Annotated in this window: 21 protein-coding genes; 6 read left to right on the top strand and 15 right to left on the bottom strand. The window is 69.8% G+C overall.

Translation table 11 applies throughout. The features are described 5' to 3' along the window. The first annotated feature begins 90 nt into the window (after window positions 1-90). Window positions 91-1,638, top strand: coding sequence for an acyl-CoA dehydrogenase family protein (locus TCCBUS3UF1_RS05980; RefSeq protein ID WP_014515614.1), 1,548 nt, complete (start codon window positions 91-93; stop codon window positions 1,636-1,638). Here the strand turns inward: TCCBUS3UF1_RS05980 and TCCBUS3UF1_RS05975 are convergent. From TCCBUS3UF1_RS05975 to TCCBUS3UF1_RS05920, 12 genes are all read right to left on the bottom strand, one after another. Continuing rightward, entirely contained in the window at window positions 1,611-3,323 is a 1,713-nt protein-coding gene (locus TCCBUS3UF1_RS05975) for an aldehyde ferredoxin oxidoreductase C-terminal domain-containing protein (RefSeq protein WP_014515613.1), read from the bottom strand. The two genes, TCCBUS3UF1_RS05980 and TCCBUS3UF1_RS05975, sit on opposite strands and share 28 nt — an antisense overlap. Further along, entirely contained in the window at window positions 3,301-4,770 is a 1,470-nt protein-coding gene (locus tag TCCBUS3UF1_RS05970; RefSeq protein ID WP_014515612.1) for an amidohydrolase, read from the bottom strand. The genes TCCBUS3UF1_RS05975 and TCCBUS3UF1_RS05970 overlap by 23 nt, the downstream gene beginning before the upstream one ends. After that, window positions 4,767-5,435 carry a GNAT family N-acetyltransferase gene (locus tag TCCBUS3UF1_RS05965; protein ID WP_014515611.1) on the bottom strand — a complete coding sequence of 223 codons (669 nt, stop codon included), beginning with the start codon at window positions 5,433-5,435 and terminating at the stop codon, window positions 4,767-4,769. The genes TCCBUS3UF1_RS05970 and TCCBUS3UF1_RS05965 overlap by 4 nt, the downstream gene beginning before the upstream one ends. Next, window positions 5,419-6,762 carry an aspartate aminotransferase family protein gene (locus TCCBUS3UF1_RS05960; protein WP_014515610.1) on the bottom strand — a complete coding sequence of 448 codons (1,344 nt, stop codon included), beginning with the start codon at window positions 6,760-6,762 and terminating at the stop codon, window positions 5,419-5,421. The genes TCCBUS3UF1_RS05965 and TCCBUS3UF1_RS05960 overlap by 17 nt, the downstream gene beginning before the upstream one ends. 9 nt (window positions 6,763-6,771) lie before the next feature. Beyond that, window positions 6,772-7,797, bottom strand: a complete 1,026-nt coding sequence (locus TCCBUS3UF1_RS05955; RefSeq protein WP_014515609.1) for a spermidine/putrescine ABC transporter substrate-binding protein — start codon at window positions 7,795-7,797, stop codon at window positions 6,772-6,774. Continuing rightward, complete coding sequence (locus TCCBUS3UF1_RS05950) at window positions 7,794-8,585, bottom strand: ABC transporter permease (protein WP_014515608.1); 792 nt, start codon at window positions 8,583-8,585, stop codon at window positions 7,794-7,796. The genes TCCBUS3UF1_RS05955 and TCCBUS3UF1_RS05950 overlap by 4 nt, the downstream gene beginning before the upstream one ends. After that, a complete protein-coding gene (locus TCCBUS3UF1_RS05945) occupies window positions 8,582-9,487 on the bottom strand; it encodes an ABC transporter permease (RefSeq protein WP_014515607.1) in 906 nt (301 codons plus the stop codon). The genes TCCBUS3UF1_RS05950 and TCCBUS3UF1_RS05945 overlap by 4 nt, the downstream gene beginning before the upstream one ends. Beyond that, a complete protein-coding gene (locus tag TCCBUS3UF1_RS05940; protein WP_014515606.1) occupies window positions 9,480-10,601 on the bottom strand; it encodes an ABC transporter ATP-binding protein in 1,122 nt (373 codons plus the stop codon). The genes TCCBUS3UF1_RS05945 and TCCBUS3UF1_RS05940 overlap by 8 nt, the downstream gene beginning before the upstream one ends. Next, window positions 10,598-11,899, bottom strand: coding sequence for a 4-aminobutyrate--2-oxoglutarate transaminase (gene gabT, locus TCCBUS3UF1_RS05935; protein WP_014515605.1), 1,302 nt, complete (start codon window positions 11,897-11,899; stop codon window positions 10,598-10,600). The genes TCCBUS3UF1_RS05940 and gabT overlap by 4 nt, the downstream gene beginning before the upstream one ends. A 68-nt stretch (window positions 11,900-11,967) precedes the next feature. Next, window positions 11,968-13,350 (bottom strand): PucR family transcriptional regulator, encoded by a 1,383-nt coding sequence (locus TCCBUS3UF1_RS12340; RefSeq protein WP_014515604.1) that lies wholly within the window; start codon window positions 13,348-13,350, stop codon window positions 11,968-11,970. A gap of 2 nt (window positions 13,351-13,352) precedes the next feature. Continuing rightward, window positions 13,353-15,023 (bottom strand): ABC-ATPase domain-containing protein, encoded by a 1,671-nt coding sequence (locus TCCBUS3UF1_RS05925; protein WP_014515603.1) that lies wholly within the window; start codon window positions 15,021-15,023, stop codon window positions 13,353-13,355. Next, window positions 15,024-16,346: an aminotransferase class III-fold pyridoxal phosphate-dependent enzyme gene (locus TCCBUS3UF1_RS05920; protein ID WP_014515602.1), complete on the bottom strand. Its 1,323-nt coding sequence runs from the start codon at window positions 16,344-16,346 to the stop codon at window positions 15,024-15,026. 72 nt (window positions 16,347-16,418) lie between these two features. On the opposite strand from TCCBUS3UF1_RS05920, the gene TCCBUS3UF1_RS05915 reads away from it, so the two are divergent. Genes TCCBUS3UF1_RS05915 through fdhF form a run of 5 tightly spaced genes read left to right on the top strand, consistent with a single transcriptional unit; the run spans window position 16,419 to window position 22,437 of the window. Then, window positions 16,419-17,267 carry a metal ABC transporter substrate-binding protein gene (locus TCCBUS3UF1_RS05915; protein WP_014515601.1) on the top strand — a complete coding sequence of 283 codons (849 nt, stop codon included), beginning with the start codon at window positions 16,419-16,421 and terminating at the stop codon, window positions 17,265-17,267. 7 nt (window positions 17,268-17,274) lie between these two features. Then, complete coding sequence (gene galK, locus TCCBUS3UF1_RS05910; protein ID WP_014515600.1) at window positions 17,275-18,318, top strand: galactokinase; 1,044 nt, start codon at window positions 17,275-17,277, stop codon at window positions 18,316-18,318. Window positions 18,319-18,333: 15 nt separating this feature from the next. After that, window positions 18,334-19,806, top strand: a complete 1,473-nt coding sequence (locus TCCBUS3UF1_RS05905; RefSeq protein ID WP_014515599.1) for an NADH-ubiquinone oxidoreductase-F iron-sulfur binding region domain-containing protein — start codon at window positions 18,334-18,336, stop codon at window positions 19,804-19,806. After that, window positions 19,796-20,398 carry a 2Fe-2S iron-sulfur cluster-binding protein gene (locus TCCBUS3UF1_RS05900; protein WP_014515598.1) on the top strand — a complete coding sequence of 201 codons (603 nt, stop codon included), beginning with the start codon at window positions 19,796-19,798 and terminating at the stop codon, window positions 20,396-20,398. Before TCCBUS3UF1_RS05905 ends, TCCBUS3UF1_RS05900 begins: the two co-directional genes overlap by 11 nt. After that, window positions 20,398-22,437: a formate dehydrogenase subunit alpha gene (gene fdhF, locus TCCBUS3UF1_RS05895; protein ID WP_041433790.1), complete on the top strand. Its 2,040-nt coding sequence runs from the start codon at window positions 20,398-20,400 to the stop codon at window positions 22,435-22,437. Before TCCBUS3UF1_RS05900 ends, fdhF begins: the two co-directional genes overlap by 1 nt. A gap of 7 nt (window positions 22,438-22,444) precedes the next feature. Here fdhF and TCCBUS3UF1_RS05890 read toward each other — a convergent pair whose 3' ends face one another. From TCCBUS3UF1_RS05890 to TCCBUS3UF1_RS05880, 3 genes are all read right to left on the bottom strand, one after another. Beyond that, window positions 22,445-23,521, bottom strand: a complete 1,077-nt coding sequence (locus TCCBUS3UF1_RS05890; protein WP_014515596.1) for a TRAP transporter substrate-binding protein — start codon at window positions 23,519-23,521, stop codon at window positions 22,445-22,447. A 62-nt stretch (window positions 23,522-23,583) separates the two neighbouring features. After that, window positions 23,584-23,967, bottom strand: a complete 384-nt coding sequence (locus TCCBUS3UF1_RS05885; protein WP_041433789.1) for a response regulator transcription factor — start codon at window positions 23,965-23,967, stop codon at window positions 23,584-23,586. Continuing rightward, entirely contained in the window at window positions 23,945-26,839 is a 2,895-nt protein-coding gene (locus TCCBUS3UF1_RS05880) for an ATP-binding protein (RefSeq protein WP_041433788.1), read from the bottom strand. Before TCCBUS3UF1_RS05880 ends, TCCBUS3UF1_RS05885 begins: the two co-directional genes overlap by 23 nt. Between the last annotated feature and the right edge of the window lie 105 nt (window positions 26,840-26,944).

The following is a 26,944-nucleotide window of genomic DNA, read 5'->3' as shown; positions in this document are numbered from 1 at the left end:
ATATTATTTTACTTCAAACTACTTGATTGTGAAGTAAGCCCCCTTGACCCGCCCGGGGCCGCAGGGGTAGCCTCGGGGGCGGAGGTACCCATGAAAGCCCGCTTCTACAGCCAAGGCGAGGATCACTATGCTTTGGACCCGGACCTGAAAGCGATCCTAGATACCTTTGCCCCCGGCCTTCCCCAGGAGGAGCTGGGGGCCTTTGGCCGGCTGGTGGGGAAGGAGGTCTTGAAGGTGGCCCACCACGTGGACCAGGAGGCCCCGCCCCGCCTCCTCATGCACGACCTGGATGGCCGCCGCCTGGACCAGGCCCTCCTCTCCCCTGCCCAGGAGGCCCTCTTGGCCAAGCTGCGCCCCATGATGCGCCCCGCCTACGAGGGCCGGGGCTGGCCCCTCCACTACGCCTTCGGCTACCTCCTGGCCGACGGGGGCCTCTACTGCATCCTCACCATCACCCAGCAGACCGCCTACGCCCTGCACAAGTACGCCCCCGAGTGGGAAGGGGTAAAGCGGGAACTCCTCTATGGCCAGGCCTACGGGGCCACCTGGATGACGGAGATCCAGGGAGGAAGCGACCTGGGGGCCAACCGGACCGTGGCCCGGCGGGAAGGGGAAGCCTACCGCCTTTACGCCGGGGACAAGTACTTCGCCTCGGGGGCCGGCCTGGCGGACTACGCCCTGGTCACGGCCCGGCCCGAGGGCGCCCCGCCCGGACCCAAGGGCCTGGCCCTCTTCCTCCTGCCCCGGCGGGTAGGGGGGGAGCTCAACTTCCGGGTGCGGCGCTTCAAGGAGAAGCTGGCCACCCGGGCGGTGCCCTCGGGGGAGGTGGAGCTGGAGGGGAGCCTGGCCTACCTGATCGGGCAGGCCGAGGAGGGGATCTACTACACCCTGGAAAACCTTACGGTGAGCCGGCTGGCCAACGCCGTGGCCGCCATGGGCATCGCCAAAAAGGCCCATCTGGAAGCCCTCTTCCGCGTAAGGCGGCGCACCGCTTTCGGGAAAACCCTCCTGGAGCACGAGCTCATCCAGCGGGACCTCCTTTGGATGCGCCTCAAGCAGGTGGCGGGCACCGCCTTGGCCTTCCTGGCGGTGCAGGCCTTTGACCGGGTGTGGCAGGAACGCCCCCCCTACAGCCCGGACTACCACCTGGCCCGGCTCCTCTCCCACCTGGCCAAGGGGCGGACCGCGGAACACGCCGCGGAGATCACCGGCCTGGCCATGGAGCTCTTTGGGGGCCTGGGCTTTTTGGAGGAGTACGGGGTGGCCCGCTGGCACCGGGAAGCCCTCATCACCCCCATATGGGAGGGACCGGCCAACATCCAGGCCCTGGACATGGCCGAGGCCCTGGCCAAAAAGCGGGCCCACGAGCCCTTGCTGGCCCTGCTGGCCGCAAGCCCTCTGGCGCTGGCCCACGCGCAAAGGGTCCTGAAGCGCCTGGAGGAGGAAGGCTCCTGGTACGCCAAGGAGGCCCTAAGGGGGCTGGCGGACGCGGTGAGCCTCTACGCCCTGGAACGCATCCCCAAAGACCCCTTCCCCGAGCTGGCCCGCCTCTTCGCCAAGGCCTTTTTGCTGGGGGAGGGGCTTCCCCCTGGGGCGCGGCGGCCCGAAGCTTACGATCCCTGGTGGAGCCTCGCGTAAAGGGGGGCCAGGTCCTCGGGGCGGAAGCGGGCGGTGTAGCCCTTGGGGGGAAGGGGCTCCTCGTAGAAGAAGGCGGGCAGGCGGTCGTCCTCGTGGGTGAAGCCCGCCAGGTGGTTGAAGCGGTGCTCCAGCCGCAAGACCTCCTCCCCTAGGGTCCGCCAGAACTCCGGGGTGAGGGCGGTGCCCAGGGCGGCGTTCACGCTCTCCACGATGAAGGCCACCTGCTTGTTGGTCACGCTGCCCCCAAAGACGCAAAGCCCCAGGGCGTCGTTGGCGGCGGCGTTCACCTGGGCCTGGTAGCTGGCCTCGAGGACCTCCGCCACCCCCATGGCCCGGGTTTCCAGCCGGGGGGCGTTCCCCGCGGTGTGGTCGGCCCCCTGGGCGGTGAGCATCATGGTGATGCCCGTGGCCTCCACCACCCGGGGGTCGTAGGCGCTGATGGCCTGGCGCTTGATGACGGGAACCCGCTTGAGGCCCAGGGCCTCCCCCACCCGGGCCGTGCCCTGGGCGAGGAGGCGGGACTCCTCCGAAGGGGTGTAGAGGTCCCTCAGCTTGGCCTCCATGAAGGCGTAGTCCCCCCAGGCGGCCTGGCCCTTTTCCATGAGGAGGGCCAGGGTGGCCCCGGTCTCGATGGTATCCACCCCCAGGTCGTTGGCCATGCGGTTGAGGCGGGCCAGGGCGTCGGGGTCAGAAAGGCCGCAGTTGGTGCCCAAAAGGCCGATGGTTTCGTACTCCAGGGGGGAGACCACCTCCTCCCCCTTCTCGTCCACGATCACGTTGGAGCACTGGATCACGCACCCCGGCATGCAGGCGTGGGTGTGCTTCCCCCCCCGGGCCCGGTTGAGGGGGGCGATGTACTGCCCCCCCATGCGGAAGGCCTCGGGAGGGGCCAGGCGCCCCTCGCGGAAGTTGCGCACGGGCAGTCCGCCGAAAGCATTTTGGAAGTCGGCCATGCCCATGGTGCCGATGGCGTTGTAGAACTGCATCACCAGGGGGTCTTCCCGCAGGAGGCCGGCGTAGCGGCGGATGGCCTCGGTGACCTTGGGCTTGTCCCAAACCTCCACCCTGCCCGGGACCTCCACCACGATGGCCTTCACCCGCTTCCGCCCCATCACCGCCCCCACCCCGCCCCGGGCCGCCAGGCGGGAAGGGCGCCCATCGGTATCGGAGAAAGCGATGCCGGAAAGGAGGCCCCCGTACTCCCCCACCGGGCCCAGGAGGGCGAAGGCTATCTTGCGGCCGTAGGCGGCGAACAGCCTCTTGGCCGCCTCAAAGTTCCCCAGGCCCAAAAGCCCCTCCGCCGGATCAAAGAAGACCTCCCCCTCCCGGGTGAGGCGCAGGACCACCCAGCTGGGGCTTTCCCCCTCCAGGACCAGGTGGGCGAGCCGCATCTGCCCCAGGGCGTAGCCGAAGGTGCCCCCGCCGTTGGCCTCCTTGATGCCCAGGGTGAGGGGGCTGCGGGTGCCCACGCTGGTGCGGTTGGCGTTGGAGAAGCCCGTGCCCGCCAGGGGGCCCACGGCGAAAACCAGGGGGTTTTCCGGGGCAAGGGGGTCGAAGCGGTAGGCCTCCCGCTCCAGGAGGAGGCTTCCGGTACGGTAGCGCCCGCCCCAGGCCACCTCCTCGGGGGAAACCTCCTGCCAGTACGCCTTTTGCGCCTTCAGGTCAAGCCGTAAAGACCGCCACACCGTCCACCTCCACGCGCACCACCCGGGCCTCCTCCGGGTGGGCGAAAGGGTCATGGGAAAAGACCACCAGGTCCGCCGGGTGCCCAGGCCAGAGGCGCATGGCCGGGAAGCCGCTGGCCTCAGGGCGAGTGTAGTACAGAAGGGCCCGCTCCAAGGGAAGCCCGCGCCCAAAGAGGGGGTGGCGGGCCGCGGCCAAAGCCCCCCGCAGGGGGGAAACCTCCCGCACCACCGGGGCATCGGAGGAAAAGGCCAAGGATAGCCCCGCCCGCTCCATGCGCCCCAGGTTGTAGCAGCGGGGCAGGAAACCCTCGGGCAGGTAGCGGAGGAAGTTCTCCCGCAGCTCCTGAAGGAAGATGGGCTGGGGCACCGCCCACACCCCCAGGGCCCGGGCCTGGGCCAGCTCCCTGGGCCCGGGCAGGCCGAAGTGCTCCAGGCGGTGCCTGAGGGGCCGGGGATCCTCCCGGTAAAGCCGGGCGTAGGCCAGGAGCACCTCGCGGATGGCCACGTCGCCGATGGCGTGGGTGGCCACGAAGAAGCCCTGGCGGTGAGCGGGGAGGGCTAGGGCGTACACTTCCTCGGCGCGGAGGCGCAACACCCCCTTCCCCCCCACCCCGCGGTAGGGGCGGCTCACCGCTGCCGAGGCTCCGGAAAGCCCCCCATCGGCAAAGAGCTTCACCCCGGCGATGAGAAGCCGCTCTGAACGGTAGGGTTCCGGCAGGGGGTAGGTGGTCTCCTCCCCGTCGGGGCGCAGGATGGCCAAGACGGAAACCCGCAAGGGGAGGAGCCCCTCCCGGTCCAAGGAGCGGTAGGCCTCCAGGAGCAGGGGGTCGGCGCCCGCCTCGAGGGCCGAGGTAATCCCCTGGGCGAGGAGGTGCCGGGCCCCCGCCAGGACGTAGCGGCGGTAGTCCGCCACCGTGCGCCGGGGAAGGACCCGCTCCACCAGGCCGTAGGCCCGTTCCAGGAGAAGGCCCTCCCCATAGCGGATCTCCCCGCCGGGGGGGTCTGGGGTGTCGGGGCCGATCCCCGCCAAGGCCAGGGCCCGGGAGTTCAGGGCGTGGATGTGGGCGCAGGTGCGGGTGAGGAGGACGGGCCTGCCCGGAAGGATCCGGTCCAGGAAATCCCGATTGGGAATCCCCCCCAGCCCCGCCTCGTTCCAGCCCCGGCCAAGCAACCAGGTTCCTGGAGGTAGCCTCCGGTCGCGCTCTTGCAGGAGGCTGGCCAGCTCATCCAGGGAGCGCACCTCCCGCAGGTCCAGCAGGTCGGTGAGGAGCTGGCCCACCTTCCAGACGTGCACGTGGGCGTCGTGGAAGCCGGGCAGAACGGCCTCACCCTCTCCTGGTCCCGGCTCCAGGCCCGCCACCCGCCCTTCCCGCACCCAGAGGCGGCGGTAAGGGCGGTACCGCCCCTGGGCATCGGGCGCGTAGATGCGGCCCACCACCTCCCTCACCAGCCCACCTCCGGGTTGCGCCAGACCACGAAGACCCCGTAGTTCCCGCAGCTGGGGTCCTCCAGGTAGTCGGGGAGGATGCCGTAGACCCGGTAGCCCCGCTTGAGCTGGACGGAAAGCACCGGGTCCATCAGCTCTTCCCGGACCACCCGGTGCACGTACTCCTCAATGGGCATGGCCTGGGCGTAGCGGTGGTACCCCTTGGGCATGCTCCCCGCCACGTGGCCCTTGAGGCCCAAGCGGCGCACCAGGTTCTGCCGGGCCTGGTAGAGGAGCTTGGAAAGGCCTTGGCCGCGGTACTCGGGCAGGACGCCGATATCCGCCCCATAGAGCCAATCCCCCTCGGGGTCGTGGCGGGTAAGCCAGTTGCCGGCCACGGCCTCCAGGTAGCGGTGGAGATAGTGGTGGAAATCCACCCGGGTGCGGAAATCGGTGGAACAGGCCACCACCTTTCCCGTAGCCCGCTCCACCACCGCATGCTGACCCTCGGGGAAGATGCGCATGTGGGCAAGGTAATGCTCCCGGGTCATGCGCTCCTCCCGGGAGAGGGTGGGAAAACTGGCCTCCTGGATGGCCTCCAGGGCCCCGGCCATCCAGGGCTGGGACTGGACCACGGCGAAGCGGCCGTCCGGGGAAAGAAGGAGGGGTTCAGGCAAGGGCGGCATACACCTCCTGGATGTTCTCGGCCACCACCCCCAGGGCCTCCTCCAGCATGTCCAAGGGGATGTCCAAGGGGGGAAGAAAGCGGAGGGCGTTGGAGTAAAGCCCTGCCCGGATGGTGATCACCCCTTTCTCGGCGTTTCGCTGCACCAACTCCAAGACAAACTCGGGCCAGGGTTCTTTGCTCTTGGGGTCCTTTACGAACTCCAGGGCCATCATGGCCCCCAGGCCCCGCACATCCCCCAGGGCGGGTACCCGGGCCTTGAGGGGCTCGAACACCTGCCGCACCTTGGCCTCTATCTCCCGGGCCCGGTCCAGGAAACCGGGGGACTGGAGGATCCGCAGGGCCTCGAGGGCCGCCACCGCCGCCAAGGGGTTGCCCCCGTAGGTGCTCCCCACCCCGCCCACATGGGGGGCATCCAGCACCTCGGCCCGCCCCGTCACCGCGCTGATGGGCATCCCTGCCCCCAGGCTCTTGGCGGAAACGAGGAGGTCCGGCACCACCCCGCTATGCTCAATGGCCCACATGCGCCCCGTACGCCCCGAGCCCGACTGCACCTCGTCGGCGATGAGGAGGGCCCCCGTGCGGTCGGCGATCTCCCGCAACTTGCGCAAGAAGGCGTGGGGCACCGGGATAAACCCTCCCTCCCCCAGGACGGGCTCGATGACGATGGCCGCCAAGGCCGAGCCGTCGATGTGGGCCACCAGGGCGTTTTCCAGGTTCCACAAGGACCACTCCAGGTACTCGGCCTCGGTCATCCCCTGGGGGGTGCGGTAGAGGTTGGGGACGGGCAGGCGGTAGACCTCGGGGGCGAAGGGGCCAAAGCCCTTCTTGAAGAGGGCGTACTTGGAGGTCATGGCCATGGTGAGGTTGGTGCGCCCGTGGTAAGCCCCCTCGAAGACCATGACCCCGGCCCTTCCGGTATAGGCCCGGGCCAGCTTCACCGCGTTCTCCACCGCCTCCGCTCCCCCGTTGGCCAGCAGGGTTTTGGCGGGTCCAGGACCGGGGTAGAGGGCGTTCAGGGCCTCGGCCAGGGCCACGTAGGGTTCGTAGTTGGCCACGATGGCGCACACGTGGATGAACCGCTCCGCCTGGGCCTTCAGGGCCTCCACCACCCCCTCCGGGGTGTGGCCCACGGCCAGGGCCCCAATCCCCCCCGCCAGGTCCACGAGGAGGTTCCCGTCCACGTCCTCCACCAAGGCCCCGTGGGCCCGGGCCACGGCGATGGGGTTGGCCTGGGCCAGGCCCCGGGAGACGGCCTTGGCCCTGCGTTCCAGCAGTTCCCGGCTCTTGGGTCCGGGGATCTCCGTACGCAAGCGAATGTAACCCATACCCCCTCCTCAGCGGCTTTTCACCGCGGTCCAGACCTCGTCGTAGAGGCGGTTGTCCTTGCCTAGGTCCAGGATGAACTCCAGGCGCTTCATGGCCTCGGCGCTGGGATAGATGGCGGGGTTCTTGCGGTCGGTGGGGTTGATGTAGGCCAGGGCCGCCTTGTTGGGGGTGGCGTAGCGGTTGAAGTTGGAGAGCTGGGCCCCCACCTTGGGCTCGAGGATGAAGTTGATGAAGCGGTGGGCAGCCTCGGGGTTGGGGGCCCGGGCGGGGATCATCATGGAGTCCACCCAAAGGGTGGCCCCCTCCTTGGGGATGGCGAAGCCCACCCGGTCCGGGTACTCATCGGCGGCCCTCACCGCATCCCCGTTGTAGACCACCGCGTAGGCCGCCGCCCCCGCCACCACCCGGTTCTTCCCCCCTACCCCGCCCTCAAATCCCAAGAAGTAGCGGCTCCGCTTGGCCTGGAGGAGCACCTGCCCGGCCTGCTGCACCTCCTTGGGATTTTTGGTGTTCACGGAGAAGCCCAGGTACCGAAGGGCGATCCCCAGCATCTCCCGGGAGGAGTCCATGAGAACAAAGGGGGCCTTGGGCTCTTGGAACAGGACCGCCCAGCTTGGCGGGGCCGCCACCCGGTCCTTGCGGTAGATGAGGCCCGTGGTCCCCCACTGGTAGGCAGCGGAGTAACGGTTTCCCGGGTCAAAGGGGGGGCTCTTGAACTTCTCGTCCAGGTTCTTGAGGTTGGGGATCCTGGCCTGGTCCAGGGGCTGGACCAGGCGGAGCTGGATGAGGGAAGGCACGTAAAAGTCAGAAGGGAAGATGAGGTCGTACTGGCTCACCCCGCCCGCCTGGAGCTTGGCGATCATCTCCTCGTTGGACTCGTAGAGGTCCACGCGCACCCGGTAACCGTACTGCTTGGTGAAGGCCTCGAGGAGGGCGGGATCGATGTACTCCGACCAGATGAAAAGCCTAAGCTCCCCCTTCTGCGCCAGGGCCAAGGCCAAGAGAACCCCTAACCACGCCAGTACCTTGTTCATGCCGACCTCCTGGTAAAGCGCTCCGCGCCGAGGACCAGAACCACCGTGAGGAGGAAAAGCAAGGTGGACGCCGCGTGGATCTCGGGGGTGATGCCCCGCCGGGTGGAGGCGTAGATGAGGAGGGGAAGGGTCTGGCTGGTGGGCCCGGCGGTGAAGAAGCTGATGACGAAATCGTCCAGGGAGAGGGTAAAGGCCAGCATGGCCCCGGCCACGATCCCCGGGGCCAGGAGGGGCAGGAGAACCCGCCGGAGGTAGTCGGGGTAGGTGGCGTAAAGGTCGCGGGCCGCCTCGTCCAGCTCCCGGGGGAGGCTCTTCAGGCGGCCCATCACCACCAGGGCCACAAAGGCCACCTGGAAGGTAACGTGCCCCACCACCATGGCGGGAAGGCCAGGCTCAAATAGGGGGACAAAGAGGCGCAGAACGCTGAAGGCCACCACCAAGGCGGCGGCCAGGATCAGGTCCGGGGTAACCACGGGGAGGTACAAGGCGGTCTCCAACCAGGCCCGCGCCCGGCGGCCAAAAGGGTGGCGCTCCAGGCCCAAGGCCAAAAGGGTGCCCAAGAAGGTGGCCAGCAGGGTGGAGAAAAAGGCCAGGAGAAGGGTGTTCCAGGCCGCCTCCAGGAGGGCTTGGTTCTGGAAGAGGCGGGCGTACCAGTCCAGGGTGAACCCGCCCCAACCCAGGCCGTGGCGGGTACGGTTGAAGGAGAAAAGGGCCACGGCCAGCATGGGCAGGTACAAGAAGGCCAGGGAGGCCAGGGCCACGGCCTGGGTCAAGGGGGAGGCCCTCACGCCAGCTCCACCTCCTTCCCATAACGGCGGTAAAGGCGCAGGGCTACCAGGGTAAAGACGATCAAGACCAGGCTCAGGGCGGCCCCATAAGGCCAGTCCCGCATGGTGTAGAAGGCCTGCTGCACCAGGTTGCCCACCAGAAGGTGCTTGGCCCCCCCCAGAAGGTCCGGCACCACGAACATCCCCATGGCGGGGATGAAGGTGAGGATGACCCCCACGGTCAGGCCCGGCAGGGTCTGGGGCAAGACCCCGTGGAGGAAGACGCGCAGGGGCCCCCCATACAGGTCCCGCACCGCCTCCAGAAGGCTCTCATCCAACCGCTCCACGCTGGAGTAAAGGGGCAGGACCATGAAGGGCAAGAAGGCGCTCACCATGCCCAGGTAGACGGCCAGGCCGCTGGGGAAAAGGGCCATGCCGGGCTCCAGCCATCCCAAAGCGGAAAACCCCCGGGCCAGGGGCATCTCCGGGGCCAGGAGGAGCTGCCAGGCGTAGGTGCGGATCACCAGGTTGGTCCAAAAGGGGATGAGGACCAAGGCGAGGTAGAGGTAGCGCCGTCTAGGGGGCTGGGAGCGGATGAAAAAGGCGATGGGGTAGGCCAGGAGCAGGCAGAGCCCCGTGGTGACCAAGGCCACCCAGAGGGTGCGCAGGAGGGCCAGCAGGTTGTCGGGACTATAGCCCAAAACGCCAAAGCCCAGGAGCCGCCGGTAGTTTTCCAGGCTGAAGGTCCACACCACCTCGCCAAAGCTCCCCCGCTCCGCCAGGGAGAGGGGCAGGAGGAGAAGGCCAGGCAGGACCAAGAAGGCCAGAAGCCAAAGCAGGCCGGGCAACACCAGGAGGAGGCCCCGCAGGAAAAGGCTTCTGGCCGTGGCGAGCTCCCCGTACCAAACCAAAAGCCTAGCCATAGAGGACCACCAACCCCTCCTGGGGCAAACGGACGAAGACCTCCTGCCCCGGCTCCAGCCGCAAGGCGGTGCGCACACGCAAAGGGGGTTCCAGGAAGGCCTCGAGGTAGGCCCCCCGGTAGACCACCTGGCGTACCCGGAGGGGCACCCCCCCCGGCACGGGATGGGGAAAGACCTCCACCCGCTCGGGGCGCAGGGCCAAAAGGCCTTCCTCCCAAGGCACCTTTAGGGGGAAGGGGCCAAAGGGGGTTTCCACCCCCAGGGGGGTCCGCCGGGCAGGAATGAGGTTGGCCGCCCCCAGGAACTCCGCCACGAAGCGGGTCCGGGGCCTCTCGTAGACCTCCTCGGGGCTCCCCACCTGCAGAAGCTGCCCCCCCTCCATGACCCCGATGCGGTCGGAAACGGCCATGGCCTCTTCCTGGTCGTGGGTCACCAGGATGAAGGTGGCCCCTAGCCGACGCTGGAGGTTCCTGAGCTCCACCTGCACCTCGGCCCGCAGCTGGGCATCCAGGGCGCTCATGGGCTCGTCCAGCAGCAGGACCTCCGGCTCATTGACCAGGGCCCGGGCCAGGGCCACCCGCTGCTTCTGCCCCCCGGAAAGCTGGTGGGGGTAGCGGTGGACCAAGGACTCCAGGCGCAAAAGGCCCAGGGCGTACCCCACCTTGGCCCGCACCTGGTCCTCGGGGAAGCGGCGGCTTCGCAGGCCAAAGGCCACGTTCTCGTACACGCTGAGGTGGGGAAAGAGGGCGTAGTTCTGGAACACGGTGTTTACCGGCCGCTGGTGGGCGGGAAGCCCGGTGAGGTCCCGTCCGGAAAGCACCACCCGTCCGGCGTCCGGCACCTCAAACCCCGCCACCACCCGCAGCAGGGTGGTCTTGCCGCAGCCCGAGGGTCCCAAAAGGGTAAAGAACTCTCCCCGGCGCACCTCCAAGGAAATCCCCTTCAGGACCTCCAGCTCCCCGAAGCGCTTCCTAAGGCCCTGGAGGCGAAGCCCCTCCGCCCCCGCCCCCAGGGCCTCGGCCCGGCCACCCCCTTGGGCCCCGGGAGGAGGCCCCTCCCAGGTTCCGGCCTCCCCCTTGCGTTTCCGCCTGGCGAGCGCGAAGATTCCTCTCACCCCTCCTCCGTCAAGGCCTCCTCCAAAGCCCCTTCCAAACGGCGAAGCCCCTCCTGGACCTCCTCCTCGCCGGCCGTCAAGGGCACCAGCACCCGGATCACGTTCCCGTACATCCCCGCCTTGAGCAGGATGAGGCCCCGGGCGCGGGCCGCCTCCAGGACCCGCTGGGCTGCCTCAGGGGCGGGCGCCTTGCCCACCGGGTCCCGAACCAGCTCCAGGGCCACCATGGGCCCCAGGCCCCGCACCTCCCCCACCTGGGGAAAGCGGGCCTGCAGGGAGACCAGGCCCTGCCAAAGACGCTCCCCTAAGGTCTGGGCCCGCTCCAACAAACCTTCCTCCTGGAAGACCTCCAGCACCGCCAGGCCGGCGGCGCAGGCCAGGGGGTTGCCCGCGTAGGTGCCGCCAAGCCCCCCGGGCCTGGGGGCATCCATGACCTCGGCCCGGCCCACCACCCCGGAAAGGGGAAGCCCAGCGGCCACGCTTTTGGCGAAGAGGAGGAGGTCGGGCACCACCCCGCTGTGCTGGATGGCCCAGAAGCGGCCGGTGCGGCCAAACCCGGACTGGATCTCGTCCGCTACCAGAAGGATGCCGTGGGCCTGGGTAAGCCGGCGCACCGCCTGCAGGTAGTCCGGGGAAAGGGGGATAAACCCCCCCTCGCCCAGGACCGGTTCCAGAATGAGGGCCGCCACCCGCTCGGGATCCACCTGGGTGCGGAAGAGCTCCTCGAGGCCCTCCAAAGCCTGGGCCTCGGAAACCCCCCGGTAGGGGTAGGGCACGGGGGCGTGGTAGACCTCGGGGGCGAAAGGTCCAAAGTTTTGCTTGTAGTAGCCCGCCTTACCCGTGAGGGACATGCCCAGCAGGGTGCGCCCGTGGAACCCGTGGGTTAGGGCCACCACCGCCGGGCGGCCGGTGAAGGCCCGGGCGATCTTCACCGCGTTCTCCACCGCCTCGGCCCCCGTGGTGAGGAAAAGGGTTTTTTTGGGGCCTTCCCCGGGGGCCAGGTGGGCCAGCCGCTCGGCCAGGCGGAGGTAGACCTCGTAGGGGGTTACCTGGAAGGCCACGTGGGTGAAGCGCTCCAGCTGGGCCCGGACCGCCTGCAGGACCCGGGGATGCCCGTGGCCCACGTTCATCACCCCTATGCCCCCGGCGAAGTCCAGGTACTCCTTGCCGTCCACGTCCCAGATGCGAACCCCCTCCGCCCGGGCGGCGAAGATAGGGTGGGCCTGGGCCACCCCCCGGGGGATGTACTGCTCCCGCAACTGCCAAAGGGCTTGGTTTCGCGACTCCACCAGGGCCACGTTGCCTCCTTTGAGCTAAAAGGCTAGGCCCTGGGAGCGGCGGCTGCTACGGCTGCAAAGCACAAGGTTCAGGCGTCTTCTTTGTGCTCTAAAACCCAGATCCGGACCGCCAGCTCCACCACGAAGCGGTCCTCCGGGTCCCCCAGGGAAAGGCCCAGCTTGGCCTCCGCCCGGGCCAGGCGGTAGCGCAGGGTGTTGAGGTGGACCCCTAGGGCTTCCGCGGCCTTTTTGTAGGAGAAGCCCTGGCGGACCCAGGCCAGCAGGGAGGCCCGCTCGGCCTGGCGGAGGGCAGCGAGCCGGGCCAGGAGTTCCCGGCGGGCCTCGAGGTCCCCCAGGAGAAGGCGGGGCACCAGGTGGGCCTCGTACAGGTAAACCCCGGGCTCGCGAAAGGCCAGAAGGCGCTCCACCTCCTCCAAGGCCCCCGCCAACTCGCTCAGGGTCCGGGGCCGGGAAAGGTAAAGGGGCCAAGGGCCGGGAAGCTCCAGGAAAAAGCCCTTGGGGTCCAGGCCCTCGGGCAGGAGGAAGCGCACCTGGTTTAGGTTCACAGAAAGCAGGGCCGAACCGCCCCGGCGCCGCAAAATCCCCCGCACCTCCCGCAGGACCCGCTCCCTTTCCTGGAAGCCTTCCTCATTGAGGGGCAGGGGCAGGGGAAGCAAGAGGAGGCCCAAGCGGTAACGGCCCGCCATGTCCAGGCCAAAGGCCCGGGCCCGTTCCGGGGTGAGGGCCTCACGACGGCCCTCCAAGAGGGCGTCCAGGAAGGCGTACCCCAGCCGGGCCTCCTGCTCGGCCAAGGCCCGCTGGTGGGCCAGGATGAGGCCGGCCACCAAGGCCGCGTTCTCCAGGGCCTGGCGCTCCCACTCCTCCCCCTCCCCTTCCAGGACCAGGTACCCCCCCCGCTCCCGGCCCAAGGGGATGGGCACGGCCAGGCCCTGGGGGGCCTGGGCCAGGTGCACCGGCCGGCCCAGAAGCTGGGATAGCCGTTGCAGAAAGGCCCCCAGGTCCTCCCGGTCCAGGACCGACTGCATCAGGGCCCGGTGCAGGGTCTGCACCCTCTCCTGCAGGGAAAGCTGCCGGGCCAGGAGGTGCCGGAGGACCTCCTCGGTCACCTGGGCAAAGGGCACCTCCCAGGGCAGCTCCAAGGCGGCGATCCCCCGCGGCACCAGGACCTCGAGGGCCGCCTGGGGAAAGCGCTCAAAGAACTGGGGCACCGCCAAGGCCACAGCGGCGGGCCCCCGCTCGGCCAGCCCCTGGGCAAAGCCCCTTAGGGCTCCCTCCTCCCGGGGCCAGGCGTAGCCCGTGGTGAGGACCAGCTGGCCGGGCCGCACCCAGGGCCCGGGGTCGGGCAGGTCCACCACGTGCACCCAGGAAACCCGGCGCCTGGGGTCACCCCCCAGGAGGCGGGCCCGCGCCAGGGCCGGGAGGGTGAGGAGTTCCTCCAGGGGCAGGCCCATGCCTACCCCCCCGCCACCTGCCGCACCAGGAGGCCCCGCAGGCGGTTGGCCGCCGCCCCCAGCTCCAGGGGACGGACCTGGGCCAGCTCGGGAACCTCCTCCAGGGCGAAAAGGTCCCCCTCCCCCAGGACCCCCTCCACCAGGGCCCGCAAGGGGGTCTTCCCGTCCGCCCGGCGCTCCAGGAGGCGGAAAAGGGCGCCGATGGCCCGCACCTGGGCCTCTTCAAAGAGGTCCAGGGCAGAGAGGTCCACCACCTCCTCCCCATAGAGGAGCTCCCGCAGGCCCCTTCCCCTCACCCGGGCCTTCCGGCCCCGCCGGGGGTCAAAGCTTTCCGGCAAGGGGGCCCGGGGGACCACCCGCAAGGGGTAGCCGGGCCCGCCGAAGCGCCGGCCCGTGGGGTGGGCCTGGGCCACCCTCCGGGCCTCCGCCGTCACCTCCTGGGGGCGGTAGGCCTCCATGAGGACCACGGTGTCCGCCAGCTCCAGGTAGTCCCCCACGCCCCCCACCACCAGGACCAGGCTGATCCCTTGGGCCTTGAACTCCGCCACCCGGTCCAGGAGGGGGGTGAGGGTTTCCTGGCGCACCAGGGCCTGCATGCGGGCGTCCCGCACCAGGAGGTTGGTGGCCGAGGTGTCCTCGTCCAGGAGGAGGACCTGGGCCCCAAGCTCCAAGGCCTCGAGGATGGCCGCAGCCAGGCTGGTGGAGCCCGAGGCGTCCTCGGTGGAGAAGAAGGCGGTGTCCAAGCCCAGGGGGAGGCCGTGGACGAAGGGCCTGAGGTCCACCCCCTGGACGCTCCTGCCGTCCTCGGACTGGACCCGCTGGGCCCGGGCCTCCGTCACCACCCACTCCCGCCCATCCCCGGGCACGTGGGGGAAGACCCCGTGGACCAGGGCCTCCAGGAGGGTGGTCTTGCCGTGGAAGCCCCCGCCGGTGATGAGGGTGAGGCCCTGGGGCAGGCCCATGCCGAAAACCTCCCCCGCGTGGGGTACCCGGAAACCCACCCGGAGGGCAGGAGGGGAGAGAAAGGGGACGGCCCCCCTCAGGGGGCGCTGGCTCACCCCGCTTTCCCGGGGCAGGATGGCCCCCTCCCCCACGAAGGCCACCAGGCCCCGCCCGGCCAGGCCCTCCTGGATGTGGGCGAAGTCCTCGGCCTGGTGCACATGGCGCAGGAGGGCCCTCCCCTCCAGCTCGGGAAGAAGGCCCCTGAGGTGCTCCGCTAGGGCCCGGAAGAGCCTTTCCGCCTCCTTGCCCAGGATGCGCCGGCCCGCCGCGGGCAGGCCCACGCGGAAGCGGAGGTAAAGCCCCCCCTCCCCCAGGTGGGCCCCGGCCCGCTTCAGGATCTTGGGGCTTTCCACCTCCACCCAAACCCTCCCCGAGTGGCCGCTCCCCCCCACAGGGGGCAGGTGGCGGAGGCGGGACTTCAGGGTGCGCAGGAGGAAGTCCTCCACCGCCACCCGGCCCTCGGGCCGGGTAAAGACCCAAAGCCCCTCTAGGGCCTGGGGCGGGTAGCGCACCTCCACCACGCTGGGGGAGGCGAAGGGGTCCCCCTGAACGTGGACGAAGCAGAGGGTAAACCCCTCCCCCTGCCAGGCCCCCCCAAGGCCCTTGTACAGGGGGTAGGGGCGGCCCTCGAGGGAGGCAAGAAGGGAGAAGAGGTCGGAAAGCCGCCGCATTTAGCCCAGGACCTCCACCTCCACCCGCCTCAGGGCCCGGGAAAGCCGCTCCACCCCCTCCAGGAACTCCTCCTCGCGGATGGTGAGGGGCGGGGCCACCAGGAGGATGTTGTGCTTGGCCATGAGGTAGACCCCCTCCTGCAGGAGGGCCCTCTGGAGGGCCTGCATGGGGGGGCTAACGGGGCCGTGCCAGGGGGAGAGGGGCTCCTTGTCCTTGCGGTCCCGCACCAGCTCCAGCCCGAAGAAAGCCCCAAGCCCCCGCACCTCCCCCACCAAGGGGTGGCGGGCAGCCAGGTCCCCAAGCACCTCGCGGAAGAAGCCCTCCATGGCCCGGACCCGGGGAAAGATCCCCTCCTCCTGGTAGGCCCGGAGGGCGGCAAGCCCCGCGGCCACCGCCAAGGGGTGGCCGGCGTAGGTGTGGCCCGTGGGCAGGGGAACCTCGTCAAAGCGCCGGGCCAGGCCCTCCCGCAGGAGCACCCCCCCCAAGGGCACGTAGGCCGAGGTCACCCCCTTGGCGAAGGTGATGAGATCCGGCACCACCCCAAAGCGCTCCCCGCCGAAGGCCGCACCCAGGCGGCCAAACCCGGTCATCACCTCGTCAAAGACCAGAAGGATCCCGTGCCGGTCGCAAAGGGCCCGCACCCCCTGCAGATACCCCTCGGGGTAAACGATGACCCCGTTGGAGCCCACCACGGGCTCCAGGAAGATGGCCGCCACCCTCCCAGGGTCCTCGTGGAGGAGGACCCGCTCCAGGTGGTCCAGGGCCCGCCGGGTTTCCTCCTTGGGGTCTTCCGTGTGGAAGGGGCTCCGGTAGGGGTAAGGGGCGAAGAAGTGCACCACGCCGGGGACCCCCGGCTCCGCGGGCCAGCGGCGGTTCTCCCCCGTCAGGCTGGCGGCGGCGTGGGTGGCCCCGTGGAAGGAACGGTAGGCGGCCAGGACCTTGGGCCGGCCCGTGAGGTGGCGGACGAACTTCAGGGCGTCCTCGTTGGCCTCGGTCCCCGAAGGGGTGAAGAAGACCCGCCCCCCCTCGGGCCAGGGGCTCAGTTGGGAGAGGGCCTGGGCCAGGAGGGCCCGCCCGTCATGGAAGAAGCTGGGGGGGGCGTAGGCCAGCCTCCCCGCCTGCTCGGCGATGGCCCGGACCAGCCTGGGGTGGGCGTGGCCCAGGTTCACCGCCACCAGGCCGGCGGAGAAGTCCAGGTAGCGGTGCCCCTCCTGGTCGTAAAGCCAGACCCCCTCCCCTCGCACCACAAGGGGGGGGTTGAGGGCAGCCTGGGCCACCCAGGGGGTGAGGACGTGCTTCTTGTGCAGGGCCTTGAGGTCCATTTGGGGGGATTATACGCCGCGGGGCGGGCCCGGGGCTTGACCAGAAAGTGAAAATAGTTTATCAGTATTGTCATGAGGGCTGCCCTGATCCTCCTCCTCTCCCTAGCCCCCGCCCTGGCCCAGGTGCGGGTGGCGGCCACCACCCCCATCCTGGCCGACCTGGTGAAGCAGGTGGGGGGAGGCCGCGTCCAGGTGGTGGGCGTGGTGCCCCCGGGGGCCGACCCCCACACCTTTGAGCCCACCCCCTCCACCGCCAAGGCCCTGGGGCAAAGCCGCCTCCTCTTCGCCAACGGCCTGGGCCTCGAGGCCTTCTTGCCCAAGGTGCAAAACCTCCTGCCCCCGGGGGCCCGGGTGGTCCGCCTGGGGGAGGGCCAGCCCGGCCTCATCTGCCCAGGGGAGGAAAAACCCCACCAAGGCCACGACCACGGCCCCTGCGACCCCCATCTCTGGCTGGACCCCACCTACGCCCTGCGCTACGCCGAGCGGATCGCCGAGGAGCTTTCCCGCCTAGACCCTGCGGGGAAAGCCCTCTACCAAAGCAACCTGGTTCGTTTCCAAAAGGAGGTGGAAAAGCGGGACCAGGCCTTCCAGGCCTGCGGCCTCAAGGGGGTCAAGGTGGTGGCCCAGCACGACGCCTTCCGCTACTTCGCCCGCCGCTACGGCCTCCAGGTGGTGGGGGTGCTGAGCCAGGGGGGGGCCCAGGAGGTGGGGAGTAGGGGGTTCCTCAACCTCCTGGCCAGGGCCAAGCGGGAGGGGGTGCGCCTGATCCTGGCCGAACCCCAGTTCCGCGGCACAGCCCTAAAGGCCTTGGCGGAGGCCCTTTCCGCCCAGGTGGCCGTGCTCTACACCGATACCCTGGACCCAAGGGTGCCCAGCTACCTGGCCCTTTTGGACCACAACCGGAAGGCCCTTTGCCCATAATGGAGGCATGGGCTTTCAAGAGGTCTTCGGCGCCCTGCCCGAGGCCAGCGCCCGGGCCCCGGGGCGGGTGAACCTGCTAGGGGAACACACGGATTACCAGGAGGGGTACGTCCTTCCCACCCCCATCCCGTACTTCACCCAGGTGGAGGCCGGCCGGGCCGAGGGGCGGGTGGAAGCCTACAGCGAAACCCTGGGGGAGCTTAGGGCCAGGCCCCTGGCCAGCCCCGCCCAGGGGGATTTTCTGGACTACCTCCTGGGCGTGGTCTGGGCCCTGCGGGAAGCGGGGCACCCTGTGCCCGGGGCCCGGTTCTACGTGAGGAGCCAGGTGCCCCTGGGGGCGGGGCTTTCCAGCTCCGCCGCCCTGGAGGTGGCGGCCCTCAAGGCCCTGCGCGCCCTCTACCGCCTGCCCCTTTCCGACCTGGAGGTGGCCCTCCTGGCCCAGCGGGCCGAGGTGGCCTACGTGGGGGTGCGGTGCGGGATCATGGACCAGATGGCGGCAAGCCTGGGGGAGGTGGGGCAGGCCCTCTTCCTGGACACCCGGACCCTGGAGCACGAGAACCTGCCCCTACCCCAGGGCACCCGGGTGGCCGTGCTGGACCTCGGGCTTTCCCGCAGGCTGGCCGAGGGGGGGTACAACCAAAGGCGGCAGGAGGCCGAGGAGGCTGCCCGACGCCTGGGGGTGCGCTCCTTGCGGGAGGTGGCCGACCTGTGCCTGGTGGAAAGCCTCCCCTCCCCCCTGGACCGGCGGGCCCGGCACATCGTGAGCGAGAACCTGCGGGTGCTGCGGGGGGTGGAGGCCCTGCGGAAAGGGGATGCCGGGGGGTTCGGCGCGCTCATGACCCAAAGCCACCGCTCCCTGGCCCAGGACTACGAGGTGAGCCTGCCCGAGCTGGATGCCCTGGTGGAGGCCGCCCTGGAGGCCGGAGCCCTTGGGGCCAAGCTCACCGGGGCCGGGTTTGGCGGGGCGGTGGTGGCCCTGGTGGCGGAAGCCCTTTGGGAGGATTTCCAGAGAACCCTCCGGGACCGCTTCCCCGGCCTGCGCCTCCTCTAGGGGTAAGCTAAGGGCATGGAAAGGCCAAGCCTCCTCCCCCTCCTGGACGCGCGCCTTCCCCTCACGGAGGAGAAGGTGGCGGAGGCGGCCCGCCTGGCCGGGGTACCCCTGGCCCAGGCCTGGGGGGTGGTGCGCTACTACCCCCGCTACCGGGGCCTGCCCCAGGGCCGGCTCCTGGTGGATGACCCCGTGGCCCGCGCCCGGGGGTTTGCCCGTCTGCGGGAGGAGGCCGAGGGAACCCATCCCCCCTTGGGCCTCGAGGCCCTCTCCCCGGTGTACCTGCGCTTCACCCCCGAGGGGCGCTTCGTGGAGTGGAAAGGAGGCCTGGTGCCCTTCACCGAGTTCCGCCTGCCCTTCGCCCTGGGGCACGGGGAAAGGCTCCTCCCCCCGGAGCCCATCCTCACCCTGGGCCAGTACCGGGCCCTAGGGGGGATGGAGGGCCTGAAGGCCATGGCCCAAGGCCTCCTCCGCCCGGAAACCCTCCTCCGGGCGGTGGAGGAGGCGGGGCTTCTGGGCCGGGGCGGGGCCGCCTTCCCGGCCCACGTGAAGCTTCGGGCCGTGGCCCAAGGGCAGGCCCCCAAGTACCTGGTGGTCAACGCCGACGAGTCCGAGCCCGGCAACTTCAAGGACCGCTTCCTCCTGGAACACCACCCCTTCCTGGTCCTGGAGGGGGCCCTCCTGGCCGCCTTGGCCGTGGGGGCTAGCCACCTTTACCTCTACGTGCGGGAGGAGTTTCAGGCCGCCATCTTGGGCCTGCAAAGGGCCCTTTCCGAGCTGGAGGAGGCCGGCCTCCTTCCCCTTCCCGCCGAGGTCTTCCCCAGCGGGGGCCTTTACATCTGCGGGGAGGAAACCGCCTTGCTGGAGTCCATGGAGGGGAAGCGGGCCGAGCCCCGCCTGAAACCCCCCTTCCCCGTGGAGCGTGGGCTTTGGGGAAGGCCCACCCTGGTGCAGAACGTGGAAACCCTGGCCAACCTTCCCCTGATCCTGCGGGAAGGCCCGGAAGCCTGGCGCAGGCGGGAGCCCAAGCTCTTCTCCCTCAGCGGGGACGTGGCCCGTCCGGGGCTTTACGAGCTCCCCTTGGGAACCCCCCTAGGGGAAGCCCTGCGCCGGGCCGGAGGGGAGCCGGGGACGCTCCAGGCCGTCCTCCTGGGGGGAGCCGCCGGGGTCTTTACCCGGGATTGGGACTTCCCCTTGCGCTTCCGGGAAAAGCGGCCCCTGGGGGCCGGGGCCATCGTGGCCTTTGGCCCAGGGGTGGACCTTTGGGAGGTCCTCCTGGGCCTGGCCCATTTCCTGCAGGAGGAGTCCTGCGGCAAGTGCTTCCCCTGCCCCTTGGGCACGGCGGTGCAGGTGGAGATGGTCAAGCGGCGGGCCAAGGACCCGGGCCTCCTGGCCGACCTGGCCCAGACCCTGAAGGGGAGCCTTTGCGGCCTGGGCCAGTCGGCCTACTGGGCCTACCAAAGCCTCTTGGAGGTGGAAGGTGCGGCTTAAGGTGGATGGGCGCGAGGTGGAAGCCCAAGAAGGAGCCCTTCTCCTGGAGGTGGTCCAGGTGCCCACCCTCTGCTACCACCCCCTTAGCGAAACCAAGGGGCTCTGCCGCCTCTGCCTGGTGGAGGTGGAAGGCCGCCTCCTGCCCGCCTGCGCCACGCGGGCCCAGGAGGGCATGGAGGTGCGGACGGACACCCCGGGGCTTCGCGCCCTACGCAAAACCCTCCTGGAGTGGCTGGCCCTCACCACCGACCTCTCCCAGGCCCCCGGGCTAAGAGCCCTTCTGGAACGCCACGGGGGGGAACCGGGGCGCTGGGGAGAGGTGCCTGGCCGGCAGGGCCGGGAGGCCCTGAGGGACAACCCCTTTTTCCTGCGGGACTACGCCAAGTGCGTGAACTGCCGCCGCTGCGTGGACGCCTGCGGGGACGGGCTCATGGGGGTCTGGGCCTTGACCCTGGAGGGCCGGGGCCTCCTGGCCCACCCCACCACCCCCCTGGACCGCCCCCTTCCGGAAACCCCTTGTGTCTTCTGCGGCAACTGCGTCCAGGTCTGCCCCACAGGGGCCCTCCGGCCCCTGGCCTTGGAGGTGGGATGATGCGCACCACCTGCCCCTACTGCGGCGTGGGCTGCCAGGTGGAGCCCGAGGTGCGGGATGGCCGTGTGGTCCGGGTCCTGGCCCCGGACCTTCCCCCCAACCATGGGGCCTTGTGCGTCAAGGGCCGCTTTGGCCTGGACTTCCCCTTCTCGGGGAAGCGCCTCCTTTACCCCATGCTCCGGGAAGGGAAGGGCAGGCCCCTGCGCCGGGCCACCTGGGAAGAAGCCTTGGACTACGCCGCATCCCGGCTCCTGGAGGTGCTAAGGCGCCAAGGCCCTGAAGCCCTGGCCGTCTTTCCTTCCGCCAAGACCACCAACGAGGAGGTCTACCTGGCCCAGAAACTGGCCCGGGTTCTCCTCGGCACCCACAACGTGGACCACTGCTCCCGGCTTTGCCACTCCTCCTCCACCGCCGCCCTAAGCCGCTCCTTGGGAGGGGCCAGCATGACCAACCCCCTGGAGGACATCGGGAAGACCGACCTCTTCCTGGTGGTGGGGTCCAACACCACGGAAACCCATCCCGTGATCGCCGCCATGATCAAGAAGCGGGTGCGCCAGGGGGCAGGGCTCATCGTGGTGGACCCGCGGTACACGGGGATGGCCGAGGCGGCCACCCTGTGGCTCCGGGTACGCCCCGGCACCGACCTCTTCCTCCTGAACGCCATGGCCCGGTACATCCTGGAGGAAGGCCTATGGGACCGCGCCTACGTGGAGGAGCGGACGGAGGGGTTCGCCGAGTGGCGGGCCTCCCTCGAGGCCTACACCCTAGAGGAGGCGGAGCGGGTCACCGGCGTAGCCCGGGAGAGGATCGCCCAGGCCGCCCGGCTTTACGCCACCACCGAGCGGGCCGGGGCCTACTGGGCCATGGGGGTGACCCAGCACACCCACGGCACGGCCACCGCCCAGGCCCTGGTCAACCTGGCCCTCCTCACCGGCAAGGTGGGCAAGGAAGGGGCGGGCCTGAACCCCTTGCGGGGGCAGAACAACGTCCAGGGGGCAGGGGACATGGGGGCCTTGCCCGACGTCTACCCGGGCTACCTCAAGGTGGCGGATGGGGAAGCCCGGAAGCGGTTTGAAGCCCTCTGGGGCGTGCCCCTCAGCCCCACGCCGGGCCTGCGCATGACCGAGGTCTTCCAGGCCATCCCCAAGGTGGAGGCCATCTACCTCATCGGGGAGGACCCGGTGACCAGCGAGCCCTACCAGGACCACCTGAAGGCCCAGCTGGAGGCCCTCCCCTTCCTCATCGTCCAGGACATCCTGGAGAACGAAACCACCCCCCTCGCCGACGTGGTCCTGCCCGCCGCCAGCTTCCTGGAAAAGGAGGGGACCTTTACCAACACCGACCGCCGGGTCCAGCGGGTGCGCCGGCTCCTGGACCCCCCGGGGGAGGCCCGGCCCGACTGGTGGATCACCCAGGAGCTGGGCCGGCGGCTGGCCCGGGGCCTGGGCCGCCCCTGGCCGGTATACCCGGGGCCGGAGGCCATCTGGGAGGAGGTGCGCCGGGCCATCCCGGAGATGATGGGGGGGATCAGCTACGCCCGCTTGGAAAAGGAGGGGGTGCGCTGGCCTTGCCCCTTGGAGGACCACCCGGGGGAGGCTGTCCTCTTCCGGGAGCGCTTCAACACCCCCTCGGGGCGGGCCCGCTTCTTCCCCGTCCACCCTACCCCCCCGGTGGAACCCCCCTCGCCGGACTACCCCCTTACCCTCTCCACGGGCCGGGTCCTCTTCCACTGGCACGGGGGCACCCTAAGCCGCAACAGCCGCCTGCAGGAGGCCTACCCCGAGCTCAAGGTGGAGGTGAACCCCCTGGACGCCCAGCGCCTGGGCCTCGCCGACGGGGAACCCGTGTACGTGGTGAGCCGGAGGGGCCGGATCAGGGCCCGGGCCTGGGTGACGGAGCGCACCCCGGAGGGCGTGGTCTACGCCCCCTTCCACTTCGCCGAGGCCCCCGCCAACCGGCTCACCCTGGACGCCCTGGACCCCATCAGCCGCATCCCCGGATACAAGGTGAGCGCCGTGCGCCTGGAGAAGGTGGACTGAAACCCCTTTAAGCCGAAGGGAAGGCGAAGGTCTCGTAGGCCAGCTCGGCCACGGAAAACCAGCGGTACTGCTCCCCCCGGAAGGCCCAGTAGGCGGCGTAGACCTTGCGGTAGGTGGCGTCCTTGGCCGCCTGCTCCTCGTAAAGAGCCTGGGCCTCCTGTAGGGCCTTGCGCATGATCTCCGCCGGCCAACGCCTCAGGCGCACCCCGGCCCTGAGCAGGCGCTGGAGGGCGGGCGGGTTCAGGGCGTCGTACTTGGCCATCATGGTGAGGTTGACCTCCGCCGCCGCCACCTGGAAGGCCTCCTGGAACTCCTTGGGCAGGCGTTGCCACTCCCTCTGGGAGACCAGGAAGGAAAGCTGGGCGGAGGGTTCCCAGAAGGAAGGGTAGTAGTAGTACCGGGCCACCTTGTAAAAGCCCAGCTTCTCGTCGTCGTAGGGGCCGGAGAACTCGGTGGCGTCAATGGTTCCCCGCTCCAAGGCGGGGTAGATGTCCCCGGCGGCCAGGGTCTGGGGCACCACCCCAAGCCGCCCCATCACCACCCCCCCAAGGCCCGGAATCCGCATGCGGAGGCCCCGAAGGTCGTTGACGGTCTGGATCTCCTTGCGGAACCACCCCCCCATCTGGGCCCCGGTGTTGCCCCCGGGGAACTGGAGGAGGCCGAAATCGGCGTACACCCCCCGCAGGAGCTCCAACCCCCCGCCGAAGAGCATCCAGGCGTTGTGCTGGCGGTAGGTCAGGCCGAAGGGCACGCCCCCGTCAAAGGCCAGGGCGGGGTTTTTGCCCACGTAAAAGGGCCCGTAGGTGTGCCCCGCCTCCACGGTGCCCTGCTGCACCGCGTCCAGGACCTGGGCCCCGGGCACGATCTCCCCTGCCTGGTAGACCCGGATCTGGAAGCGCCCCTCGGTGAGGTCGGCCACCCGCCGGGCCAGGTCTTCGGCCCCGCCGTACAGGGTATCCAGGCTTCTGGGGTAGCTGGAGACGAGCCGCCAGCGCACCTGGGGCTGGGCCTGGGCGTAGGCGGTGTAGGCGAGGCTTGCCGCCAGACCCACACCAGCCCGCTTGAGGAAGTCCCTCCGCTTCATGCTCCCTCCTTGGTGGGCTCCAGTTTACCGGGAAGCGTCCGGGAGGTCAAAGCCCCACCAGGCTAGGGCCCGGCTGCCCCCGGGGTGCCCTGCAGGAGCCGTTCCACCTGGGCCAGGAGGGCCTGGCCCTCAAAGGGCTTGCCCAAAAAGGCCTGGGCTCCCGCCTTTAAGGCCTCCTCCTGGCTTTGGGCGGAAACGCTGGCGGAAAGGGCCAGCACGGGTGGCCCTCCCCGGCGCCGCACCTCCCGGATGACCTCCACCCCCGAGACGCCGGGCATCACCAGGTCGCAGACCACCAGGTCAAACCCCTGGGCTTCCTGGGCGAGCCGCTCCAGGGCCAGCTGGCCCGAGGCCGCCCAGGCCACCTGGTGGCCGGCCCGCTCCAGCATGCGGCGCACCATGTGGGCCACCAGGGGCTCGTCCTCAACCAACAGGATGCGGGCCATACAGGGGTAGGATAACCCGGAAGAGGCTTCCTTTCCCCTCCTCGCTTTCCACCTCCATCCTCCCCCCGTGGGCCTCCACGATGTGCTTGGAGATGAATAGGCCAAGCCCCGTGCCGGAAACCCCCCGGGCCCGGGCGTTCTTGGCCCGGGCGTAGCGCTGGAAAAGCCGGGGAAGCTCCTCTTGGGGAATGCCAGGGCCGGTGTCGGCCACCTCCAGGAGGAGGCTTTCCCCTTCCGGCCTGGCCCGCAGGCGCACCTGCCCCCCTGGGGGGGTGAACTTGAAGGCGTTGGAAAGAAGGTTGCCCACCACCTGCACCAGCCGATCGGGATCCGCCTCCAAAAGGGGCAGCTCGCCCAACTCCACCTGGAAATCCACCCCCGAAAGCCGGGCCACCCCCTGGAAGCTTCGGGCCAGCTCCTGCAGGAGGGGCTTGAGGTTCACCGGCCGCTTGGCCACCTCAAAGCGGCCCGCCTCGAGGCGGCTGGTGTCGAGGAGGTTATCCACCATGGTCTTGAGGCGGAAGGCGCTTTCCAGGATCAGGTCCACCGACTCCTGGGCTGAGGGGGAAAGCCCTTCCTCCCGCAAGAGCTCCGCCAGGCCCATGATCACCGCCAAGGGGGTGCGGAGCTCGTGGGAAACCGCGGCGATGAACTCCCCCTTCAGGCGGTCGGCCTCCAGCCTTGGCCGCAGGTCCCGCAGGTTCACCACCACCCCCCGGACCCGGGGCTCGTCCAGGAGGTTCCGCCCCCAAGCCTCCATGGGGATGGGCGTGCCGTCGGCGTGGAGGACGCGGAACTCCCCGGTGCGCACCTCCCCAGGATGGGCCAGGAGGTCGCGCAAAAGCTCCTCCGCCGCCAGCCGGTCCTCGGGGTGGACAAAGTCCAAGGCGGCCACGGGGGCGCGCTTGTACCCCTCGGGGTCGTAACCCAAAACGGTGCGGACGCTGGCGCTCACGAAGCGGACCAGGCCCTCCCGGTCCAGGACATAGACCACGTCCTGCGAGTTCTCCATGAGGGCCTTCAGGCGCTCCTCCTCGGCCTCGAGGAGTTCCAGGAAGTGGGCCTTCTCCAAGACCAAGGCGAGAAGGGTGCTCACCTGGTGCAGACGGCCCAAAAGCCGCTCCCCAAAACGCCTCCCTTGCCGATAGCCCAAGAGGAGCCCCCCCTCAAATCCCCCGGCCCGGAAGGGCACCACCAAGGCACTCTTTAACCCCAGGCCCCCGGCCAAGGCGCAGGCTTCCGGAGGCAAGGCCTCCACCCCCAAGGGGGCCCCGGCCTCCAAGGCCTGCTCCAGGAGGTTGGGGCGGGGCAAGGGGGCAGGCAGGGGGCAGGTGCTGTAGAGCGCCTGCAGCTCCCCTTCCCCCTCGGCCAGGAGCATCCCCTCGTCGGCAGCGAAAAGGGCCTGAAGGCGGCTCACGATGGCCTCGGCCAAGGCACGCATCCCCGTCTGCCGCAAGGCGGCCTGGGCCACGTCCACCAGCCCCTGGGTGAAGGCCACCTGCTCCCTCAAGACCCGCTCCATGCGGGTGCGCTCGCTGATGTCGTGGAGGACGAGAAGGCGCATCTCCTCCAGGCGCCGCCCCCGGACGCTGTAGCTGCCCCCCCGCAGGGCCAGCTCCAACCGCCCCCCTTCCAGGGCCGGGGCCAAGGCCCCGGGAAGGTCCATAAGGTCCACCTCCGGGCCCACCCCAAGGACCTGCCGCGCCCGGCTGTTGGCAAAGCCCCGGTCCCCGAAGAGGACCACCACCCCGTCGGGAAGCTCCTCCAGCACCTGGGAAAGCCGCCTTCGCTCCGCGGCCAAGGCCAGGGAAAGCTGGGTTTTCTCCCGGTAGAGCTGGGCGTTCCTCAGGGCCACCCCGGCCACCCCCGAGAGGAGCTCCACGTAGCGCACCTCGTCCTCGTTCACCAAGCCCCCGCCGGGCCCATGGTCCACCGCCACCGCCCCCAGAACCTCGGCCTCGGCCAATATGGGGACATAGGCCACGCTGGCCCCTGCCTCCTGGGCCACCCCTTGGGGAAGCTCCCCCTTGGTCAGGACCAGGGTCCTACGCTCCCGCACCGCCCGGGCCAGGGGGTCTGGGGAGGAGCCCCAGGCCAGGTGGATACGGCTTCGCCCCTCCGTCCAGTACAAGGAAGAACCCTTGACGGTCAGGTGGCCCTCCAGGCGATCCCCTTTGACCAGGGCCACCGTGACCCGGTAAAAGCCAAACCGCTCGGAAAGGGAGCGGGCCAGGGTGGCCAGCACGGCATCCGGCTCCAGGGCCTTGGCCACCTCGCGGGCCAGGGCGCTCACGTGGGAAAGGGCCTCCACGTGGCGGGAAAGCCGGGACAAGGCGGCGTTACGCTCGGCCAGGAGTTCCCCGTTCTTCAGGGCCAAGGCGGTGAGCTGGGCCAGAAGGGGCAGAAGGGGCTGCAAGGCCGGGGGAACCCCCTCCAGGCTCAGCACCCCCTTGGGGACAAAACGGGGACAGGAGGGGCAGACCAGGGCCCGGGTGTCCCGGGTGGCCCGGGGTCGGACGCTGCAGCGGGCCTCGGGGTCAGCCCAGCAATAGGAGTCCTCCTCCCCCACCACGGGCAGAAGCCATTCCTCCCCCCGCTTGACGGGTCCCGCGGCGAAGAAGGCTTCCTGCACCGGTCCCTTTTGGTACAGGGGAAGGACGATGGCGGAAACCGTGTAGTGCCGCCCCCGGCCCGAGGCCACCTCCCCCATGAGCTCCCGGGTTTCGGGGTGGTAGAGGAAGAGGGCGGCCCGCTCCACCCCCTCCTCCGTGGCCACCTCCAGGAGGTTGCGTAAGATTTGTACGGGTTCCAATTCCTTGAGCAGCGCCCGCTGAAAACGCCCCAGAATCTCTAGCTGGCCCACGAGTCTCATCTGCCTCCAATGGTAGCATGGGGGCTGGGTTGCAAGGGGAAGGGCAAAATCCTCAGTACACGTCAAAACGTGGGACCACCCCTTTAGGATGGACCTGCGCCCACG

Source organism: Thermus sp. CCB_US3_UF1 (genome assembly GCF_000236585.1).
Lineage (GTDB): Bacteria > Deinococcota > Deinococci > Deinococcales > Thermaceae > Thermus.
This window is presented reverse-complemented; position numbering and strand designations above follow the sequence as displayed.

What these genes read in the sequence shown, in the direction of transcription:
- TCCBUS3UF1_RS05925 (WP_014515603.1), bottom strand. Translation starts at nt 15,023, where the DNA reads ATGCGGCGGCTTTCCGACCTCTTCTCCCTTCTTGCCTCCCTCGAGGGC.
- TCCBUS3UF1_RS05960 (WP_014515610.1), bottom strand. Translation starts at nt 6,762, where the DNA reads ATGGGTTACATTCGCTTGCGTACGGAGATCCCCGGACCCAAGAGCCGG.
- TCCBUS3UF1_RS05905 (WP_014515599.1), top strand. Translation starts at nt 18,334, where the DNA reads ATGGAAAGGCCAAGCCTCCTCCCCCTCCTGGACGCGCGCCTTCCCCTC.
- TCCBUS3UF1_RS05885 (WP_041433789.1), bottom strand. Translation starts at nt 23,967, where the DNA reads ATGGCCCGCATCCTGTTGGTTGAGGACGAGCCCCTGGTGGCCCACATG.
- TCCBUS3UF1_RS05880 (WP_041433788.1), bottom strand. Translation starts at nt 26,839, where the DNA reads ATGAGACTCGTGGGCCAGCTAGAGATTCTGGGGCGTTTTCAGCGGGCG.
- galK (WP_014515600.1), top strand. Translation starts at nt 17,275, where the DNA reads ATGGGCTTTCAAGAGGTCTTCGGCGCCCTGCCCGAGGCCAGCGCCCGG.
- TCCBUS3UF1_RS05890 (WP_014515596.1), bottom strand. Translation starts at nt 23,521, where the DNA reads ATGAAGCGGAGGGACTTCCTCAAGCGGGCTGGTGTGGGTCTGGCGGCA.
- TCCBUS3UF1_RS05945 (WP_014515607.1), bottom strand. Translation starts at nt 9,487, where the DNA reads ATGGCTAGGCTTTTGGTTTGGTACGGGGAGCTCGCCACGGCCAGAAGC.
- TCCBUS3UF1_RS05915 (WP_014515601.1), top strand. Translation starts at nt 16,419, where the DNA reads ATGAGGGCTGCCCTGATCCTCCTCCTCTCCCTAGCCCCCGCCCTGGCC.
- TCCBUS3UF1_RS05955 (WP_014515609.1), bottom strand. Translation starts at nt 7,797, where the DNA reads ATGAACAAGGTACTGGCGTGGTTAGGGGTTCTCTTGGCCTTGGCCCTG.
- TCCBUS3UF1_RS12340 (WP_014515604.1), bottom strand. Translation starts at nt 13,350, where the DNA reads ATGGGCCTGCCCCTGGAGGAACTCCTCACCCTCCCGGCCCTGGCGCGG.
- fdhF (WP_041433790.1), top strand. Translation starts at nt 20,398, where the DNA reads ATGCGCACCACCTGCCCCTACTGCGGCGTGGGCTGCCAGGTGGAGCCC.
- TCCBUS3UF1_RS05920 (WP_014515602.1), bottom strand. Translation starts at nt 16,346, where the DNA reads ATGGACCTCAAGGCCCTGCACAAGAAGCACGTCCTCACCCCCTGGGTG.
- TCCBUS3UF1_RS05980 (WP_014515614.1), top strand. Translation starts at nt 91, where the DNA reads ATGAAAGCCCGCTTCTACAGCCAAGGCGAGGATCACTATGCTTTGGAC.
- TCCBUS3UF1_RS05965 (WP_014515611.1), bottom strand. Translation starts at nt 5,435, where the DNA reads ATGCCGCCCTTGCCTGAACCCCTCCTTCTTTCCCCGGACGGCCGCTTC.